The organism is Carboxylicivirga agarovorans (assembly GCF_050589845.1).
Classification (GTDB): domain Bacteria; phylum Bacteroidota; class Bacteroidia; order Bacteroidales; family Marinilabiliaceae; genus Carboxylicivirga; species Carboxylicivirga agarovorans.
Genome location: NZ_JBNGPA010000007.1, coordinates 146,590 through 166,969, shown reverse-complemented (window position 1 = coordinate 166,969; position 20,380 = coordinate 146,590). Strand labels below are relative to the sequence as shown.

At 41.4% G+C, this 20,380-nt stretch carries 9 protein-coding genes; 8 read left to right on the top strand and 1 reads right to left on the bottom strand.

Features of this window, described 5'->3' with window-relative positions:
- The first annotated feature begins 8 nt into the window (after nt 1–8).
- The 8 genes from ACRD69_RS10040 to ACRD69_RS10005 all read left to right on the top strand — a co-directional run bounded on the left by ACRD69_RS10040 (nt 9) and on the right by ACRD69_RS10005 (nt 18,696).
- Entirely contained in the window at nt 9–1,742 is a 1,734-nt protein-coding gene (locus ACRD69_RS10040; protein ID WP_430814945.1) for a family 43 glycosylhydrolase, read from the top strand.
- 101 nt (nt 1,743–1,843) lie between these two features.
- Entirely contained in the window at nt 1,844–5,098 is a 3,255-nt protein-coding gene (locus tag ACRD69_RS10035) for a T9SS type A sorting domain-containing protein (protein WP_430814944.1), read from the top strand.
- A gap of 61 nt (nt 5,099–5,159) precedes the next feature.
- Nucleotides 5,160–7,373 carry a sulfatase-like hydrolase/transferase gene (locus tag ACRD69_RS10030; protein ID WP_430814943.1) on the top strand — a complete coding sequence of 738 codons (2,214 nt, stop codon included), beginning with the start codon at nt 5,160–5,162 and terminating at the stop codon, nt 7,371–7,373.
- 12 nt (nt 7,374–7,385) lie between these two features.
- Entirely contained in the window at nt 7,386–10,100 is a 2,715-nt protein-coding gene (locus tag ACRD69_RS10025) for a sulfatase-like hydrolase/transferase (RefSeq protein ID WP_430814942.1), read from the top strand.
- A gap of 6 nt (nt 10,101–10,106) precedes the next feature.
- A complete protein-coding gene (locus tag ACRD69_RS10020; RefSeq protein ID WP_430814941.1) occupies nt 10,107–11,501 on the top strand; it encodes a sulfatase-like hydrolase/transferase in 1,395 nt (464 codons plus the stop codon).
- A gap of 30 nt (nt 11,502–11,531) precedes the next feature.
- On the top strand, nt 11,532–11,987 hold the full coding sequence (locus ACRD69_RS10015) for a DUF4625 domain-containing protein (RefSeq protein WP_430814940.1): 456 nt from the start codon (nt 11,532–11,534) through the stop codon (nt 11,985–11,987).
- 275 nt (nt 11,988–12,262) lie between these two features.
- Nucleotides 12,263–14,587, top strand: coding sequence for a T9SS type A sorting domain-containing protein (locus ACRD69_RS10010; RefSeq protein WP_430814939.1), 2,325 nt, complete (start codon nt 12,263–12,265; stop codon nt 14,585–14,587).
- 68 nt (nt 14,588–14,655) lie between these two features.
- The gene (locus ACRD69_RS10005; protein ID WP_430814938.1) at nt 14,656–18,696 is read left to right on the top strand and encodes a hybrid sensor histidine kinase/response regulator; all 4,041 of its coding nucleotides are present in this window, start codon (nt 14,656–14,658) and stop codon (nt 18,694–18,696) included.
- A 76-nt stretch (nt 18,697–18,772) separates the two neighbouring features.
- On the opposite strand, the gene ACRD69_RS10000 is transcribed toward ACRD69_RS10005, so the two are convergent.
- Nucleotides 18,773–20,209, bottom strand: a complete 1,437-nt coding sequence (locus ACRD69_RS10000; protein ID WP_430814937.1) for a choice-of-anchor Q domain-containing protein — start codon at nt 20,207–20,209, stop codon at nt 18,773–18,775.
- Nucleotides 20,210–20,380: the final 171 nt, after the last annotated feature.

Genomic DNA, 20,380 nt, shown 5'->3' with positions numbered 1-20,380 from the left:
ACAAACCTATGAATAAATTAATCATATTCAGTCTTTTACTGATTTATTCGGGCGATGTGTTGGCTCAAGTCAAACCGGATACTACAGTAGTTTATAAAACGATAGGGGATGTTGAATTATGTATGCATATTTTTTTCCCCGAAGCGCATCAAATGCATGATGAAAAGCCAGCTATTGTGTTTTTTCATGGTGGTGGCTGGAAAGGAGGAGGACCGGAGCATTTTTACGGACAATGTGACTATTTAGCCTCGCGCGGGCTGGTATGCATGAGCGCTCAGTATCGAACAGAAAAGAGCAATGGCACAACACCTGTTGAGTGTGTTAAAGATGGGAAATCGGCCATGCGCTGGCTGTATTCAAATGCAGCTCAATATGGCATCGATAACACAAGAATAATCGCTGGAGGCGGCTCGGCTGGAGGTCATGTGGCCGCGGCTACAGCAACAGTTAACGGATATAATGAGCAGGGAGAAGACACAACTGTGTCCTGTCGCCCCAAAGCCTTGGTGTTATTCAATCCGGTTGTTAACAATGGACCTGACGGATATGGTTACGAGCGTGTAAAAAACTATTACAAGCATTTTTCACCAGCGCACAACTTAAGCGGGAATACACCTCCGACCTTAATCATGTTGGGTACAAAGGATAAATTGTTTAAACCAGCCCTGGCACAAGTGTACAAGCGTGAAATGGAGGCTTTGGGACAACGGTGCGACCTGATTCTTTATGAGGATCAGGATCATGCATTTTTTAATAAGGACAAGAATGAGGAGATGCATTACCAGACAATGATTGATGCCGACCGTTTTTTAATTTCCCTGGGGTATTTAAAGGGAGAACCTGCCAGCCTTAATTCATTTAGAGAAGTAAAGTTTAAAAAAGAGGGTAACCCCTTTGTAAAGCATCTATACACAGCCGATCCATCAGCACATGTTTTTAACGAACGGCTATATGTATACACTTCTCATGATGAAGATACAGCAACCTATTTTAACATGCAGGACTGGCACGTGTTCTCATCTGATAACATGCATGACTGGACTGATCATGGCTCAGTATTTAGTCTCGACGATATTAATTGGGCTGATAAATGGGCCTGGGCACCTGATTGTGTCGAACGCAATGGAAAGTACTATTTCTATTACCCGGTAGAGCGCGCTAAAATAGGTGTGGCTGTCAGCGATTCACCAATAGGACCTTTTAAGGATGTACATGGCAAACCTTTAGTCGATAACACCGGCCAGGTAGAGCACATTGGTAAAGAGCCCATCGACCCGGCAGTTCTGGTTGATAAGGGGCAGGCATACATGTATTTTGGATGTCGTGAACCAAAAGTGGTTAAGCTAAAAAACAATATGATGGAGCTGAAGGGGGATGTGCAGGAACTAAAAATAAGGGGTATAGAAGGAGATAAGGAGCATCTTGGAGGTTTTTATGGCGAAGCGCCATGGGTGTTCAAACGGAAGGACACGTTCTATCTGTTATACTCTAACGGTTGGGGTAAAACCAGTACCCTGGTGTATGCCACAAGTAAGAAACCGATGGGGCCTTTTACTTTCCGGGGCGAGGTGATGGATGTTGTGAGCTCATGGACTTCTCATGGTTCCATAGTTCAATACAAGGGAAAATGGTATGTATTCTATCATAATATGGATTTGTCGAACAATAACTACCGACGCTCTATCTGTTTTGATGAACTCACTTTTGATGAATATGGGAATATTAACAAACTGAAATTGTAACATGAAACGAACATGTAAATTCATTTATTAAATTTTCACACAGGAGAATGATTGGATTTATTTGGGAGTTCCATATGGCCTTTGAAAATAAATTTAAACATATGAAACGATTACTCTTTTTATTGGCTTTAACTGTCCTTACACTGAACTGTATTAAGTTGAGTGGCCAAAGTGCTTTCATGCCTTACAATACACAGGGTGATAATTTAATTCATATTGCTACAGCTGATTTGGATGGCGTTGGTGCAAAAGATTATGTGCTTGCCATGACCGTTGAAGGAAATGTGATTGCTTTTCAACGTCCTGATTTAATTACTGATCCATCAGCAGATAATAGACTTTGGGAATATACAGCTTTGCCATCCATGGGCTTAAGAGTTATTGCGGGGAATGTTACGGATGATAGTACAGGTGATGAGATCTTATTACCTGGTACAGATGGTCATTTAAGAGTACTCTCCTCCGACGGAGAATTGATATTTGATAAGGAAGTAAGTAGTGGAGCCTTGTATTCAGCCACTGTAGCCATAGGAGCGGGTGGACAAACGGTAATCATTACTTCTGGTGTTGATGGAATGGTTTATGTTCTTAACAATGCAGGTATTTTCCTTAAAAGCTATCGCCCTGAGACCGGTAAAGCCGGAGGTGTATCCGGATTAGTACGTCATGTGGCTGCGGGTGATTTCGATAGCAACGGGACAGATGAAGTGATTGCTTTTGTCAATCGCAAAAGCTTTGAAGGCAATAACTTCATTGATATTATCGACTTATCAACCTATACTCGTCCAGGTTATTGGAATGGAGATACGGATGAAGTGAGTGATAATGTGGTGGCTGGTTTGGGTTTTACCGATAAGCAACTGGCACGTGTGTATGATATGGATGGCGATGGAAGTCCGGAGCTGGCAGCTCATTGGGGTATTTTTCACCCTGAGGATGGCCCGCGAACTAAAGTGTTTTCGACCATGCTTACTGATTCGGAAAAAATGCCATTAAGCAAGTATAAGAGCTATGCCAAAAACTATCTGATTAACAATCATGGTTTCGAAAAGTCAGATAAGGAAGATTTAACATCAACCGGTAAATACCTGATGCAGCATGGAGTACCCGGTGATTTTGATGGTGATAGACAAGCTGAGTTGTTCACTATTTATGGCGACGACTTGTTCCTCTCGCAATATGATCCTTCAACAAAAACATTAGCCATTTCAGGTTATACCTGGGCGCATAGCATGTATCATTTTAGTGATGGTGCTTGCCTGGAGGATAGAAATGGAGGTGCTGATAAAATAGTATTGTCTGGCCCCATCAATGGCGATGATCATTTTTACATTGTTGATTTGACCCAAGCGAATTGGAAAACCGATGCAAGAGAAATCTGCTGCAGTGGCCGATTTGCCGAAATTGAAAATAACCTGGATATTTTAACGGATGATATCGACCAGTTTGCTGGTAAACTGGCCGGTGGTGAACAACCTATATGGTACCTCGACTACTTCGCCAGTGGCTTATGGTGGGAGATGACACCGGAGAACAGCGCTGTACAGGCTCAAAAAGTGTATGATGCACAACAGGCATGGTACGATAAAATTGGTGGACAGGAGAATTATCGTTCCTCAAAAATACGTCTGGCAGCCAGTGTCAATTCCTGTATTTATGGCATGTCAAATGAGTGTGACAAGGAAAGTATTACCGCTGAAGGTGTCAAGAATTTTTGTGCGGCATTGGCTCAAAAGGGAGCTTATTTCTGCCTGAAGATAGGGCATGGACCTCATATCTTTATCACCCCTGAGGATTTAGCAGATTGTTATGAGGCTTCCGTTGTCAATGGCGAATGCTATATGATGGCACGCACCCGTGAGCTGAATGAGCATGAAGATTTTGAATCTTACATACCGCATCTGGATGCACTCTTAGATCGGGCCGAACAAATTGGTGCGGCACCTCCAATGGTGATGATGTGTGCAAAAGGGGCAACATTTACCGCTTTATCGCAGAGTCAGTCCGATAGCTATTTCCCCAAATACAAAGATATCCTGGTGCCAGGTGTTGAAAATTCCAATGTTACCGAACTTGACCTGAGTTTGGCTGAAAGAGTTGGTTTATGGATGAATGGAGATGTGGAGACCTGGGGCTGCAATGTAATTGGTGATAACCTGACTGCTAACCGTGTGGCCGAATGGGGAGGTATGCGTAATGCGCACATTGTTTTGCGACAAATGTTGTCACAGTATAGTTTAGGAGCAAAGGTTTTTCGCACAACATCAATAACGGCCTTAAACAATCCGCTTTACGAACGCGGCGATGTTAATGGTGAAGATCAGCAGTGGACACAGGTATTTCAGAAGGGAATTTTAAATTTTCTCAAGCTGGTTGATAAAGGCATTTATCCAAATTCACCGGATGTTAATCAACTAAAAGGTGTTTCTCCGGTATCCGTAGGTATCTATAACAGAAGTAATCGCCTGACTGAGCAAAGCATTAATCATGATCATTACTTGTACAAGCCCGAGACAGATAACTATGTGATTAACCGTCTGGCTTGTTGGAATGCTTATACCGACATTCCGGATACAGATGCGACTTCTTATTTATACGGAACAAAACGTCGCTGGGAAAATATGTTTCCATCCATGCCCGGAGGTTTTGTTACCATTGTACCTGGTAAGCAAGCGTCTGAATTAGAGGAGCAGGCATGGTGTGAGGTGGCTTATCAAACCAATGGCGATACATGGGCTAATTTATCCTTATCCGGGGCCAGGGAAACCATAAGCAATGAAGTCCTTTCTCAACGCCTTAATCTCGACTTTTATGTGGATGGTGATTGCTTCTGGCAGTTCACGCAGCAAAAGGATGATCCATATACCTATTTTGCTTTTTTGATGGACAATAATGAATTATCACCTGTTGAAAGAACGGTAAAGCTGAAAGCAGGTAAGTCCATCAATGGTGAATGTCTGGTTTACGATCAGTTTGGAGCATCAAATGCCATCGGTACTTTATCAGCTGTCACAGATGAATTGAGCATCACTATACCTGCCGGGACAGCTCGTTTTTTAACCATTCAATTGAGTGAATTACCAAAGAAAGATGTGGGGATTAAAAAAGTCGAAGCTGATTTGATTAAAGTGTATCCAAATCCATCCAGTGATATTGTAACTATTGAATTAAAGGATGCCATCGTACAAGATGCGGAAATAGCCATATATAACAGCTCTGGAAATAAACTGAAACAATTGGAGCTTAAAGGCAGGTGTCAGCAGGTACAGGTGAGTTCCTGGTCTCCTGGTGTGTACATGCTGCATATCGTGCAAGGACATAAGTTCCAGGTAGTAAAAATGGTAATAAGTGATTGATATTTGGTAATAGGCTTTTTGTGTGCTTAAGCTCCTTTGGCTTCATTTAAACTTTCAATTGATGAGTATGAATAATAGAATGGGTTCAGTTAATAAGCGTCTTATAGTGATTGTGTTATCAGTATTTTACCTGGTGGCGAACGGACAGGATAAACCTAATGTTATTGTCATTATGGCTGATGATCTGGGCTATGCCGATGTGGGTTTCAATGGCTCCACAGAAATACCAACACCAAATATCGACAGAATAGCGGATAATGGTATTAAATTCACCAGCGGATATACGACCTATTCAGTATGTGGTCCAAGCCGTGCAGGGTTTATGACAGGGCGATACCAACAACGTTTCGGCTTTGAGCGCAATCCGCTGTACAGGGTGAACGACCCACACATGGGCCTGCCTCTCGATGAAATGACCATTGCCGAGTCAGTTGCACAAGTGGGGTATAAATCTGGTATAATAGGGAAATGGCATTTGGGAGCTCATATTTCCAACCATCCCCTTAACCGTGGATTCGACGAGTTTTTTGGACACCTGGGAGGAGGACATAAGTATTTCCCGGAATCTTTGACCATTGAAAATAGTTACGATGCTAAAAATGAAGAACAAAGTTATCTAACCTGGTTATTGCGGAATCATACACCGGAGAAAACCGATGAATACATCACAGATGAATTTTCCACTGAAGCAGTAGAGTTCGTCAATCGTCACAAAGATCACCCTTTCTTTCTGTTTCTTTCATACAACGCACCTCATACACCTATGGAGGCTAAAGCTGAAGATTTAGCATTGTTCCCCAACCTGGTCGATGAGACTGGGCACAAAAGAAAAACATATGCAGCCATGGTACATGCTGTTGACAGGGGAGTAGGACGTGTTTTGGATAAATTACAGGAGTTAGACATCGAAGATAATACGATTATTTTCTTCCTGTCCGATAACGGTGGTCCTCACAATAAAAACGCCTCCGATAATGGTATTTTAAGGGGAGGTAAAAGCGATGTGTTTGAAGGTGGTTACCGCGTTCCTTTTGCCATGCAATGGAAAAATGAGCTGGCAGCCGGTAGCGTATACGATTATCCTGTTTCTTCTTTGGATATTTTTGCTACTCTTTCAGCTTTATCAGGCTCACCCACAAACCCTGACAAACCATTGGATGGTGTTAATCTGATTCCTTACCTGACAGGAGAGAATGTGAATAGACCACACGAAACAATTCATATCCGGAAATTTGATCAGGATCGTCATGCCGTTCGATACGGTGATATGAAATACATCCGGTTCAAGGCTGAAAGTCCGAACCCGAAATTATATGACCTGAATGCCAACATAAGTGAGAGTGATGCTGATGGAAAGAATTTGTATTGGAATGCAGATTTCCGTCCGCAAAGGGATGAATTACAGGCCATACAAGCCGGGTGGGAAGAAGAATTGCTTCACCCACGCTTTTTAGGACTGGTTCACGATAAGTTGGTGTGGGCAACTGACGTTACATTGTCAGGTACCAATGTTGAACTCAATATCAATGATACGCATCAGCTTGAAGCCTCAATTCTACCCGCTGATGCTTTTAACGATGTGATAGAGTGGAACAGTAATAATAGTTCCGTTGCATCGGTGGATGAAAGTGGAACCATCACAGCACTTAAACAAGGATATGCAATAATCACGGCCAGGGTTGCTGATCGGCGCCAGGTGTTCAAACAATGCGTGATTAAGGTGGGTAGTCCCCCTGAAGCAGGTACAATTACCCTGTCTGATAAGATATTGACACTTACCACAGGAAAGCCGGCTACTTTAAGTGCCAGTGTGAGTTCAAATGATAATACTGCTTACGCCATTGAATGGAGCACTAGCAATACCTCTGTGGCAACCGTTAATGAGCATGGTATTGTTTTGACACATAGCCAGGGACAAGCAATTATTACAGCCAAAGTGATTGGCAGTCCCGATATTTCTGCCGGTTGTGAAATAAATGTAAAAGACTACCAGGAAGATACCGGTATTTTCGGTGATAAACTGGTGCCGGCTGATTTATTCTCTGTTTACCCCAATCCAACCGTGAACAGACAGGCAACGATCATATTTAAAGCAGATGTGCCAAAAGGTTATTTGCGTGTTTATAGTGCTACCGGCAAATTGCTTAAAGTGGATGTGCTGGAAGGAATCAATCGGTATGAATTGAATGCAGAAGGCTTATGCAGAGGGGTGTACTTTATCAATGTTCAGTCGGAAAATAAGGTGCAAACAAAACAATTATTGCTTAGGAATTAAATGTAAGTTAAGATGTTAAGATGCATATTTTTACTTGTATTTGTCATTTCTGGCCTGGGCATTCAGGCGCAGGATAAGATGAATGCTTTGTTAATTGTTCTGGATGATATGAACGATTATATTGGTGTAATGGGGGGGCATCCTCAAGCCATAACACCTCATATTGATCAACTGGCAAGTGAGGGTGTATTCTTTTCTAATGCACATTCCAACGCACCGATCTGTGCGCCGTCCAGGGCAAGTTTTCTATCCGGTTTATATCCATCAACAAGCGGTAATTTTGGTTTTGATCATATTGCTAAAAATGAGGTGCTGAGCAATTCAAAATTTATTATGGAATATGCTGCCGATAACGGCTATGAAACCTACAGTACAGGTAAAATATTCCACAGAAGTGCTGATGATCCATCAAAAGTAAAAGGGGAAAAGCAGGACCAGGGACCATATGCCTGGGATGGAACCAATGCAACGGGTCATCCGTCGGTACCGGAGCCTTTTCGTAATGTGGGCTTATTAAACGGGTCTTTTGCACCTCTTTCAGATGTGCCTCCCGGGGGATGGCGTAATACAACCAATGCCAATTCAGCCTTTACTTATGTGTCGGCAGACAACCGTGATAAGATGTGCGATGAGAAGAGTGCTGATTTTGTGAAACAATGGATTGACGAGCATGAAAGTCTAAAGGCGCAAGGTACTGATAAACCTTTTTTTATTGCCTATGGCGGAGTCAAACCACATACGCCGCATGTGGTACCGCAACGATTTTTTGATATGTATCCATTGGATCAGGTGATGATACCGGAGATATTAAAAGATGATTTAAGAGATACGTATGGAGAGCATTTTAGTGCATCAGGATTTAATGATTATGACTCATTGCTGGTGTCATACGCAACTGCGGAAGAGGGATTAAGACGATATGTGCAAAGTAAACTCGCATGCATCACTTTCGCTGATAGTTTAGTAGGGGTGATTCATAATGCCGTTAAGAACAGTTCCTTTGCCAATAACACGACCATTATTTTATGTGGTGACAATGGTTTTCACATGGGCGAAAAGTTTCGCCTGGCTAAAAATACCTTATGGGAAGAGAGTACACGAATTCCATTTATTGTCAAGGCCCCTGGTTTTGATGAATCAGCCGGTGCTGAGGTGAAACATCCGGTTGGATTAATTGATATTTATCCCACTTTCAAAGATGTATGTCAATGGTCGGGAGAGACTAAAAAGAATGCCCAGGGGGCTGAGCTGGATGGTCATAGTCTAAGAGCGTTTTTACAAGAACCCAACACCAATGGCTGGTCAGGACCCGATGTGGCCCTGGAATCAGTTGTTAATCCGGCCAGTAAAGAGATTGGTAAACAAAACTTTGCAGTGCGTTCCGAAAATTATCGTTACATCCTTTATCCATCGGGCGACGAGGAGTTATATGATCTGTCAAAGGATAAAAATGAGTGGACCAATCTCATATTTGATGATAACTATGCATTGATAGCTCAGAAGCTGCGTGAGCAGCTTAAAGCTTTGGTTCCGGAAATAAGTTTCGAAAAAACAAGTACGATACCTTATCTCTTTTTTGATGATTTTGAAGCTTATGATGAGGGGGACGACTTGCTAAGTAAGGGCTATAAGCAAAAAAATGGAGAAGCCACCACAACCACTCTGACTCTTGAAGATGAAAACCAGTTTGCCCTAAATGTTTCGGTGAACGGAAGTGTGATAAGCATGCGTAGAAACGTTAAAAACCTGACACCAGGTAAGGTTTACTTTTTTGAGGCATCTACTCGAACAGAAACAAGTGTTAACGCAGGATCGTGGGAAGCCAGTGTTCCCAATACCATAAACGGACATCAATGTGTTGACTGGCAAACTTTTTCGGTGCCATTAAAGCCTGACAAAGACTCCTGGGCCAAAGGCGTGGCTATGAACTTGTTTATTAGCTCGGCACAGAATAAACCGCTGGCAGTTGATAGTTTTGCTTTTTATGAGGGGGAACTAAAAATAGAGGCCAGTGGATTTAACGAATATGAATTGATCGCTGGTAATGATTACCAGTTTGAAGCAATAGCTATACCATCGCGTGAATCGTATTCATGGTCGCTTATTAACGGAACAGGTTCAGCAAGTATAGATGCAAATGGACTATTGACGGCCTTATCTGCAGGAACAGTTCAATTGGTGGGCAGTATGGATAACTATCCGTCGGTTAATTGTACAACGGAGGTGCATATTTGGGATGATGAGGTCAATCCGCTTATTACAATTAATAACATTGATGAGGAACTGTTAGTCGATGTTCCTTACCAGTTATCAGCCAGCCTTGATCCGGATATAGAGATTCCCGTATTATGGAGTGTTGATGATGAAAGCAAGGCCATCATCAATCAGACAACAGGCTTGTTAATTCCAATTAATTATGGACCTGTTACAATTAAAGCCAGTATTTATAAGCATCCGGAAGCTAATGCCAGTATACAGGTAGATATAAAAAAGGATACTGCGCTGGACGAGTTAAAGGCATCTTATTTTAAGGTTTATCCCAATCCATCGTATGGGGTCTTTTATATTGATGGTGATGGTATTGAGCCGTTTTATAAGGTATATGATTCACTGGGCAGGATGATTAAAAACACTTCCGGTTCGGTGTTAAACCTTAACGGTCATGCTAAAGGGGTTTATTACCTGGTAATAGATAAAGACAATATTGAAAAAATCGTATTAAACTAAACGAACATGCTAAAACACTTTTTACTACTATTGGTGCCTCTTGTGCTTTTTTCCTGCAAGAAATCATCAAATACAGTTACTCAAAAGCAACCTAACCTGGTCGTCATCATGACAGATGACATGGGCTATGCAGATGTTGGATTTAATGGATGTACAGATATTCCTACACCTCATATTGATAAGATCGCCGATCAGGGGGTACGATTTACCCAGGGGTATGTTACGTTCCCGGTGTGTGGTCCCAGTCGGGCTGGTTTTTTGACTGGTCGTTACCAGGATCGTTTTGGTTTTACTACCAACCCGAGTATTGATCCTGAGAACCCTGTATCGGGTTTGCCGGTGGAAGAGGAGACGATGGCTCAGGTCTTGCGAAAAGCCAACTATAAAAGTGCCATCGTGGGTAAGTGGCACATGGGCACGCACCCTCATTTTCACCCATTGGAAAGAGGCTTTGATTATTTCTATGGTTTTCTTTCAGGAGGTCACAACTATTTTCATGATCAGCTTTATTTAAAAGACCTGTCAGAGGTAACAAAAAAGTGGGAGTGGTACCGTACCAAGATCATTGAGAACAGAAAAACAGTAGAAACTGATGATTACCTGACGGATGAATTGAGTGATGCAGCCGTTAACTTTATCAATCAAAAGGTTGCTGCCGATGAGCATTTCATGCTTTACCTGGCCTACAATGCACCGCATACTCCCATGCAGGCAACAGAAAAGTATTTATCGCGCTTTCCTGATATTGAAGATAAAAAGCGTAAAACATACGCAGCCATGGTTAGTGCTGTAGACGATGGCGTAGGACGTGTTCTGAAAGCTTTGCACGATGGGGGCATCAATGAAAATACCATTGTCGTCTTCTTATCCGATAATGGTGGCGCACATAATAATGCTTCAGACAATGGGCCTTTACGGGGCTTGAAAGGCGATTTGTTTGAAGGCGGTATACGTGTACCTTTCGCCATGCGCTGGCCTGAAGTTATTCCTGCAGGTCAGACCTATGAAAAAGCCATTTCTTCAATGGACATTATGGCAACCATCGTGGCGCAAAATACGATCGAAATAAGCGCTGAACGTCCATTGGACGGTGTCAATCTAATACCGTTTCTGACAGAACTTAATGATGAGGAGCCACATGATTATCTATTCTGGCGTAAGTGGGAGCAGAATGCCATGGCTATTCGTCAGGGCATGAATAAACTGGTAGCCAACGATGATCAGGATCAAAATGAACCTGAATTATACAATTTAGCATCAGACTTAAACGAACAAACGAATGTGAAAGCTGAAGAGGAAGAGTTGTCGGAGCAATTGCTCAATGAATGGCAAAAATGGAATGCGCAATTAAAAGATCGTGTTTTTCCAACCCTGGGAGGAGACGAATGGTGGATAGATTAAGGTGGTAATTAAATTATATAGCTTTTTATTATGAAAAAAAATTTAGAAGTGATCGTGCTTTTAATGGCAATGGTGTTAACATACGGATGCAGCGGCAGTGGGGGTGGAGAAACCCCTGAACCGGAAGATACCCAAAAACCTGAAATGACAGTTTCTATACCAACAGAAGGAGCAACTGTTTCAAAAGGAAGAGAGTTACAGTTATCTGGTGTTTTTACTGATGACATGGAGCTTGAAAGTTTAACAGTAGCCATACGTTTTAATCAAAATAAAGCCGCAACTGGCATTGATGATCCATGGGAACCGGTTAACAGTCCCGAAGTAATTACTTTATCGGGTAAAACGGATGAACTAAAGGAGTATTCCTTGTATGGAGAAGCAATACCTGCTGATTGTAAGGGAGGTAGCTACGTACTTACACTTGATTTAAAGGATAAGTCCGGAAAAATGACAAGTAAACAGATCAATATTAGTATTGGCGGGTAGTTACTGGAGATATGATTCAGAACAGGCAGTTTAGGCATCTAAGCTGCCTTTTTTATGCATGTAAATTAGCTAATAAAGAAGGACTGCATCGAATCCGTGCCAGCATAAATGTGATGCTGCCTTAGAATGGATAACACGCATATAAACAGCGTATTCCGTCTTTGTTCAGGTCTGTGACCAAACATGGATAAATCGGGTTTACGCTATTTACTGACGAATTTACGTTATTGTTATTGTGGCAGGGTATCTATTTTAGAGACCTAAAACGATAAGGTATGATTCGAGTATTTTTTATGGCTGTGCTGCTGCTTGCCTGTAACATGTTAACCGGACAATCTGTTGTGTGGCAATCACAGGCGGAAAATGGAACGATAGGTGGAGCAACTGAAATTGTCGAAGGCTGTGCCAATGCTTCCGGCGGTTTATTTGTTAAGTTCGCCAATAAGGCAAACAATACACTTAGCTTTAATAATATTGAGGTAAGTGAGGCAGGAAGCTATAAGTTATCCATTTTCCATTTTAATGCCAATGTCGTTAATCTGGTCATAGAAGTGAATGGCCTTTCATTGGGAAGCAGGTCCTTTCCTGAGGGTGTATGGTGTTATCAGGGCAGTGCCATAGAAACGTCCTTTGATGTGGATTTGTCACAGGGTGTCAATTCCATTATACTCAGGCCTGAGGAAGGCTTAGGGTCGCCCTTGGTTGATCAACTGGTTATCTATGACGAATCTGGTGAATCAAAGCCACAAAAGTATTATGTCAGTAGTTCGGATGGTAACGATACGAATGCCGGTACTTCGCCTGAAGATCCCTGGGCAAGCCTGAGCAGGGCCAGTGAGCAATTACTGAACCCGGGTGATTCAGTCTTGTTTAAATGCGGAGATACATTTATTGGTCAGTTGAACATCAAACGCTCAGGAACAAGCGAACTACCCTTGTATTTTGGTAAATATGGAGAAGGTGACTTGCCCGTACTGGATGGTGCCAAAGCAGAAGGAGGCGCTCATTTAACAACTGTTGCCATTACCAATCAGGATAACATTGAGCTGGCATTCCTGGAAATAACCAATGACCGTATGACTTCCCGTGCCGGCGTTTCTGATAACCTGGCGTATGGTATTGATGTGCAGAATACAGGACCAGATACCCTCCGTAACTATCATTTTCACGATTTAACCGTGCGTGATATTTTTGCTCCAACAACAGAAAATCAAGATTTTAATGCCATCAAAGTATCGGCTATAAACTTTTATACATCCAAAAATACAGAAGTAGGAAAGGAACGGAATATTCAGGATGTATTGGTCGAAAACTGCTACATTGCCCGAACCACACGCCTGGGTATAAAAACAGGTCATGCCGGGGGAGAAGAGGGAGTAGGCAATGATTCTATTAACCGAAATATGAATCTCGTATTTCGAAACAACCACTTTTATCAAACCGGAGGTACCTGTATATTACCTACAAAGACCTATAACTGTCTGATAGAGCATAATATTTTTGATGAACCAGGATCAGATGCTGATCCGCGAATGGCCAACCGGGGTAGTAGTGTTTGGTTTTTCAGCAGCCGTAACGGTATCTCACAATACAACAAATGTTACAGTGTGCGCGGCTATGCCGATTCATACAGTCAGCACATCGATTTTGGTAATCGCAACATTATCATGCAATATAATTATAGCGAGGATAGTGAAGGAGGTTTTGTGGAGATACTTGGCGATAATGTGAATTCAACTTACCGCTTTAATGTGAGTGTGAATGATGGTTTTCGCGATTTTAAAGGTAATACGCTTTGGGTATCCGCTTATGCTGGTAAAGACCGTGATATTTTATCCGATAGCAGTTACATCTATAACAACTCAGTATATGTGGATGCTGCCATCACACCTGATATATCCTTTGTTGGAAAAAACATATTCGTTTATAACAATATTTTCCAGGCTACAGGAGCTGCATCTATTGGACAGGAGGTGACAATGGAAATTGAGGCCGGCAGCCAGTTACACATGTCAAATAACCTGTATTACGGTAACATTGCAAGTACTTTTAAGAATTATGATAGCAGTCCGGTAAGTGGTAATCCCTTATATGTCAATGAAGGAGGTTTAACAAGTGCTGATTACCAAATTGCAGATGATAGTCCCGCTATGAATGCAGGCAAACAATTCCCTGAACCTGTATTTCCAATGGCTGGAAAGGGAATATTCAAGGACATAGCCATCACCCCAAATGTAGATATGTATGGTAATCCGGTTGGCGTATCAGATTCAGTTCCTAATATAGGTGCCGACAACCGCAACAATTCCTATGTGGGCATACATGATCTTGAGTTAGTTCTTGAAGAGTCGATGACTATCTATCCCAATCCCGTAAAAGACCAGGTGATGGTATCTGTACATGGTGTAAAACAAGGACAGGTATCGCTTGTTTTGTCTGATATGAAAGGAACCTTGTTACAGCAAAAAGAAATGAATCTCAACCCTGGCTTGAACCAATTGAAGATGACTGTTAATCCTGATGTACGCAATGGTATCTATCTTTTAAGTATCGAAGAAAAAGGTAAATATATCAGTAAAAAAGTAGTGATCTACCGTTAAGATGAAGCAATAGCCACCTACCTGACTTTTTAAGTTCAATTATCTTTTAAAAATGGTATTTTTGAATTATGAGCAAAGGGAAAAAGTGTTTTTACATAGTAAGTATAGGCTTATTACTTATAGGGTTTATATCTAAAGCCAATGAAAATGTTCGCTTCGAGCACCTGGCTTTACCACCTGGCATTAATTCTACTGTAAAATGCCTGATTGAAGATTCAGAAGGTTTTATGTGGTTTGGTACTTCCAACGGACTGGCCATGTATGATGCCTATTACCTTAGGCGGGTTGATCTGGTTTCCGATGGAATACCCGGGTCATTTGGCTCCATAAATGCCCTGGCTGAAGATCAGATGAAGCAAATATGGATTGGTACTGAAAACGGGGTTTCCATATATAATAAAACCACTGAAACCTCTAAACGAATTGATGATGAATACCTGAGGGGGGTTCAGTGTCGGACCATCCATATTGGTTCCAATGATGAAATCTTTATTGGTACGGCGGTCGGCTTTTTTATATATGACCATGAAGGACGGTACAAGGAGCGCTATCTTCATCAGGCCGAAATGGGTAGTGGCTTAAGTCATAATATGGTACGTTGCTTTTATGAAGATAAAGATCAGCGTATATGGATCGGTACCTTTGATGGATTAAACTGCCTGGACAGAAGGAAGAAAGAAGTAAAAAAATACAGGTTACAGCCTGCATCAAGTTTAAAGAAGAACAATCTGATCTTAAGTATTCAACCGCGTTATCAGGATTCGGATAGTATTTTATTGGTTGGCACCGAAACGGGCTTATGTAATTTTAATACTGCAACAGGTGAGTATTCAAACTTCCGGCATGTTAAAGGTAAAAACTCCCTTAGCAATGATGTGATCAAGTCAATCTGCATCGATGGTGCTGATGTGTGGATGGGTACTGATCTGGGCCTCAACCTTTTTGATACCGAAGAAGACCGGTTTTATAATTATTTCCATGATTACAGAAATACCTTTTCAATTGCCAATAACGTCATTCACCAGGTATTTGTCGACCGGCAAAAAAACCTTTGGCTGGCAACCGACAATGGAATTGATAAGATGTACCTGCGCAGCAGTAAGGTGTTGCTCAATAAGTTTTATGAGACATCGAAAGTTCTGGAAGGAGAACTAAATGTCACGGGCTTATGTGGCACAAGGGATGGAGATGTATGGTTGTCCACAAGGGAAGGTTTGATTCAATATGATAAAGAACGTAATGAATATCGAAAATACCTGCCTCCCAAACTACTGCACAATAAAATCAGCGATGTACTTTGTGACAATAATGGGATGTTTTGGATATCGACCCCCGGAGGTTTAAATACCTATGATAGTCATACCGCTGACTTTAAAAGTTATGAGGCCGATGTTAATAATGATCACGCGCTAAAAACAAATTATATTCATGTTCTTGCTCAAAGTAGTTCTGCAATATGGATCGGTTCATACGATAAAGGTCTGCATAAGGTGGTAAAAGATGAGAAAGGGCAACTGAAATTCCATAATTTCCGTCACGAGTCTGACAACAGAAACTCTATCAATTCGGACAGGGTAACTGATGTGATTGCAGATCAAAAAGATAATATATGGATATCAACCAGTAAGGGACTTAATAAAATCGATGAATTAAGAGGTGTTGTTGAACGTTTTAATGTTATCCCTAATGCGAATAATCAGTATGCAGGTGATTTGTTTATCGATAAAAGTAATACACTATGGGTCGCCACGTATCACGGCTTGTTTTATACCAACACGGATGATGTTAAATTCAAAAAGATTGAAGAGATCTCATTTGATATTCAATCTGTAGCAGTTGAGGGATCGGGAGTATACCTGGTTTCAAATAATGTCTTCTATTTCTTTGATTTGTCAAGTCGGGAATTACTGCGTATACCCAATGCAGATTTAGGCCTTAGATCAATATTAAATGTAGAAATTATTGAGGGTGAAAGACTTGTCTTGTATGGAAAAGAGGGGTTTGTGACATTCAATATTCATGATATCAAAATTGATACAAACATCCCAAAGGTCAACTGGACCAATTTCTCAATATTAAGCGAAGATATTAAACCTTTCAGAATGCGCGATGATCGATATGTGATCAATCGTCGGATCAATGAAATGGAGAATATAGAACTGAAATACAGTGAAAATACATTTCGTCTGGATTTTTCTTCCCTGCAATATAGCCATGGTAACGATTGCAGTTATATGTTTATGCTTGATGGCTATGATAAAGAATGGCGGGCAACCTTACCAAATCAGGCCTATGTGTCGTATACGCAGGTGCGCCCGGGTAATTACACCTTGAAAGTAAAAGCATCCAATAAATATGGATTATTCAATGATGATTGGCGCGAAATAGCTATCAGGATCAAACCTCCATTATACTTGTCTTTATGGGCGATAATATTCTATGTTGTTGTTTTAGTTGTCTTGTTTGTCATTTCCAGGAGGTTGCTTATAGCCAGGGAAAAAGCAAACAGTGATATTCGATTCCAGACCATGCAGCGACAGAAAAGTGAAGAGTTGATTGAAATAAAAACACGTTTTTTTACCAATATCTCACATGAACTGAAAACACCATTGACACTTATCAGTAGCCCGGTAGATGACTTGTTGGCATCGGAGCCTGATGAACCGATTAAATCGTCATTAATGCTGGTTAAGCGAAATACTGACAGACTTAAGAAGCTTGTCAACCAAATACTTGATATTCGTAAGATCGAAAGGGGCGGGGAGAAATTATCCGTTCAGGAGTATGATATCATTCGTTTTTGCGATCGTGTTATTGGTCAGTTTAAAGAGGAAGCTGAAAGGCGCAATATGCTGCTACAATACAATACCAGTGAATCGTCATTAATGATGTGGTTCGATATGGAGAAACTGGAGAAAGTATTGGTCAATTTACTTTCCAATGCCTTTAAATTTACTCCTGATGGAGGGTTTATCCGAATTGAGGTCAAGGATGCCAGGAAGCTGGCCGGTAAACTGAATGAAGTGCAGATAGCCATAACAGATGATGGATGTGGCATTAGTAAGCATGCACAATCTGATGTTTTTGATCGATTCAATACTCAGGCTTCACCGAATTACAGTAATCAACAAGGTACAGGGATCGGGCTGTCACTGGTTAAAGAGTACGTTACCATGCACGGCGGACAGATCAAGCTTGACAGTGAACCGGATAATGGTAGTTGTTTTACTTTTTCCATTCCTCTCGACAGAAATAAATTTGAGAAGTACGAAGAACAAATTGAGCCAATTGAAGCTGAAGAGGCAGAAGCTAAACAGCACGCCCCCGAAGAGATAGCTAAAGCTAATCTGGAGCCGGAAAGTGGAAAAATGCTTGTCCTGGTGGTTGAGGATGATAACGATATGCGCGAATACATCATTTCCGGTTTGAAAGAGCAATACAAGGTGATTTCAGCCGAGAATGGTATTCAGGGTCATAAGTTGGCTGTAAAAGAGGTGCCTGACATTATTATTTCCGACTGGATGATGCCGCAAATGAATGGCATTGAATTGTGCGACAAGGTTAAAAATGACCTGAGAACCTGCCATATTCCCCTTATTTTGTTAACTGCAAAAGGCGGATTGGAAAGTAAAACAGAAGGTATTGAAACAGGTGCAGACGACTATATTCAAAAACCATTCAGTATGGCCTATTTACAGGTGCGTATCAAGAATCTATGGCAACAACGCGAACGGCTTAAAAAGGTCTATCAAAAGCAAACAAATCTGGAGCCTTCAGAGGTAACGGTAACATCGCTGGATGAGAAATTCCTGGCTGACCTGATGAACTTGCTCGAGAAGGATATGGATAACCCGGAACTCAATGTTAAAACAATGAGTGAAATGATGGGAATGAGTCACACTAACCTTTATCGTAAGATCAAGGCGCTGACCGGACAAACCGCTACTGAATTCATTCGTACGATCAGACTGAAAAGAGCGGCCCAGCTTCTGAAAGCAGGCCAGCTAAATGTGAGCGAAGTGATGTATATGGTTGGTTTTTCGCACCGTTCCTATTTCACACAAAGCTTCAAAGCCATGTATGGTGTATCACCAAAAGAATATAAATAAGCACAACTATTGGTGCCAAAAAGAAAGTCCTGAATGTGTTACATTCAGGACTTTCTTTTTTAAACTTTCCAGGCTATTATTTAATTAGCATCTTACGTGTGCAGGTTTGTCCATTGGCAATAAGCTTAAGCAATACAATTCCCTTAATACCAGATGGTAATACGATGCTGTTTGTTCCGGCAACCAACTGGCTCGAATAAAGCTTTTGTCCGCTTAACGCATACACTTCAAGCTGACCTTTATCCGTATTGGCGACCTTTACTTTAAACGCGCCGTTATTGGGATTAGGAGTTATCAATACTTCCATCGCTTCGCTTTCAATAGTTGTAGCAGTAGTATATTCATACGAACCCATATCCGGTGCGCTGCCGCGACTCGTGCCATTTATGTCGGTTGATACAGCCGTTGTGGCGTCAGCAGCGTCAATGGCAACACTGCCGGCAAGCAAGGGTAGATTGTATACGCCATTCGCACCTTTTGCGAATGTACCAAAGTTAATGGCTGCTTCGGTGGCGTTTTCTAAAGCAATGCAGTCTGAACCAATACCCTTAGCATAGGCAAAGGCAATAATATTATGGTGGTTGGTACCCCTTACAGCAGGATCAAATACGTCTGAAATAGTTCCTCCTATCTCTAATCCGGAAGAATAAGCGTTATCCAGAGAGTTGAACAGGATTGAGTTAGTGATGTTTAAATAATTACCTTTTAAAAAACGAATACCTACCGCCATAGGATTATTGGCCGGATTGATAATCTTATTATAGGCCAGTGTAGAATTGTTTATTGTAACAGTACCCTTTGTCGTTCCTGAATTTTCTGAAAAGATAGTCCCTCCCTGATCCTTATTGGAACCGGTAACGGAATTATTATAAATGACAGAATTGCTGATCGTGATATCATTGAGTTGGTTTTCATTTGACGATTGCCCAAATATGGCAGCACCTTTTAAACCACCAGATACATTATTGGCAATGCAGCTGTTGCTAATGTTAATGCTTCCCCATGATATGATAGCTCCACCATTTGCACCGGTATAGCAATTTAATAGGTTACAGTGATCAATAGTTATCGACTGCCCTGCATAAACGGCAATTGCTCCACCTGCCGTGGTAGTGTTTCCATATCTGAGAGTCATGTATTTTATGGTTACATCGGCAGTTGATCCAAGACTTATTATACGCTTATTTTCTTCTGCACCCGTGCCACTGTAATCCGGCTCGCTTGCCTGGGCCTGAATGATCACAGCACTGGCATCGTTATCCACACCTTCAATGGTAATGCTTTTATTAATCCAAATATTAGGGTGCGTATAGATACCGGCGGCGACTCTGATAAGATCATTATCCGCCGCCTGATCAACGGCATGATAGATAGTGGCAAAAGCCGAGGATTCGCTTTGTCCGTCATTGGTATTGTCTCCGGTATCTCCATTTACATACCATGTTGTTTGGGCAGATGAAACAGTGCCTGCTGCAAGAAAAAGAGATAGGAGTAAAAGTTGAAATTGTTTCATAAAGATTCATTTAAGTTAAACTAATTAAATTTTAATATTGATCGTAATAAGCGATCCGATACTTTAAAATTAACTAACGACAAGGAGATGGGTGTTTTGTAAAATGCTTATAATTAGCGCATAATGCAATTGAGTAACACAAATGCGACAAGATGTAACACATATAATGCA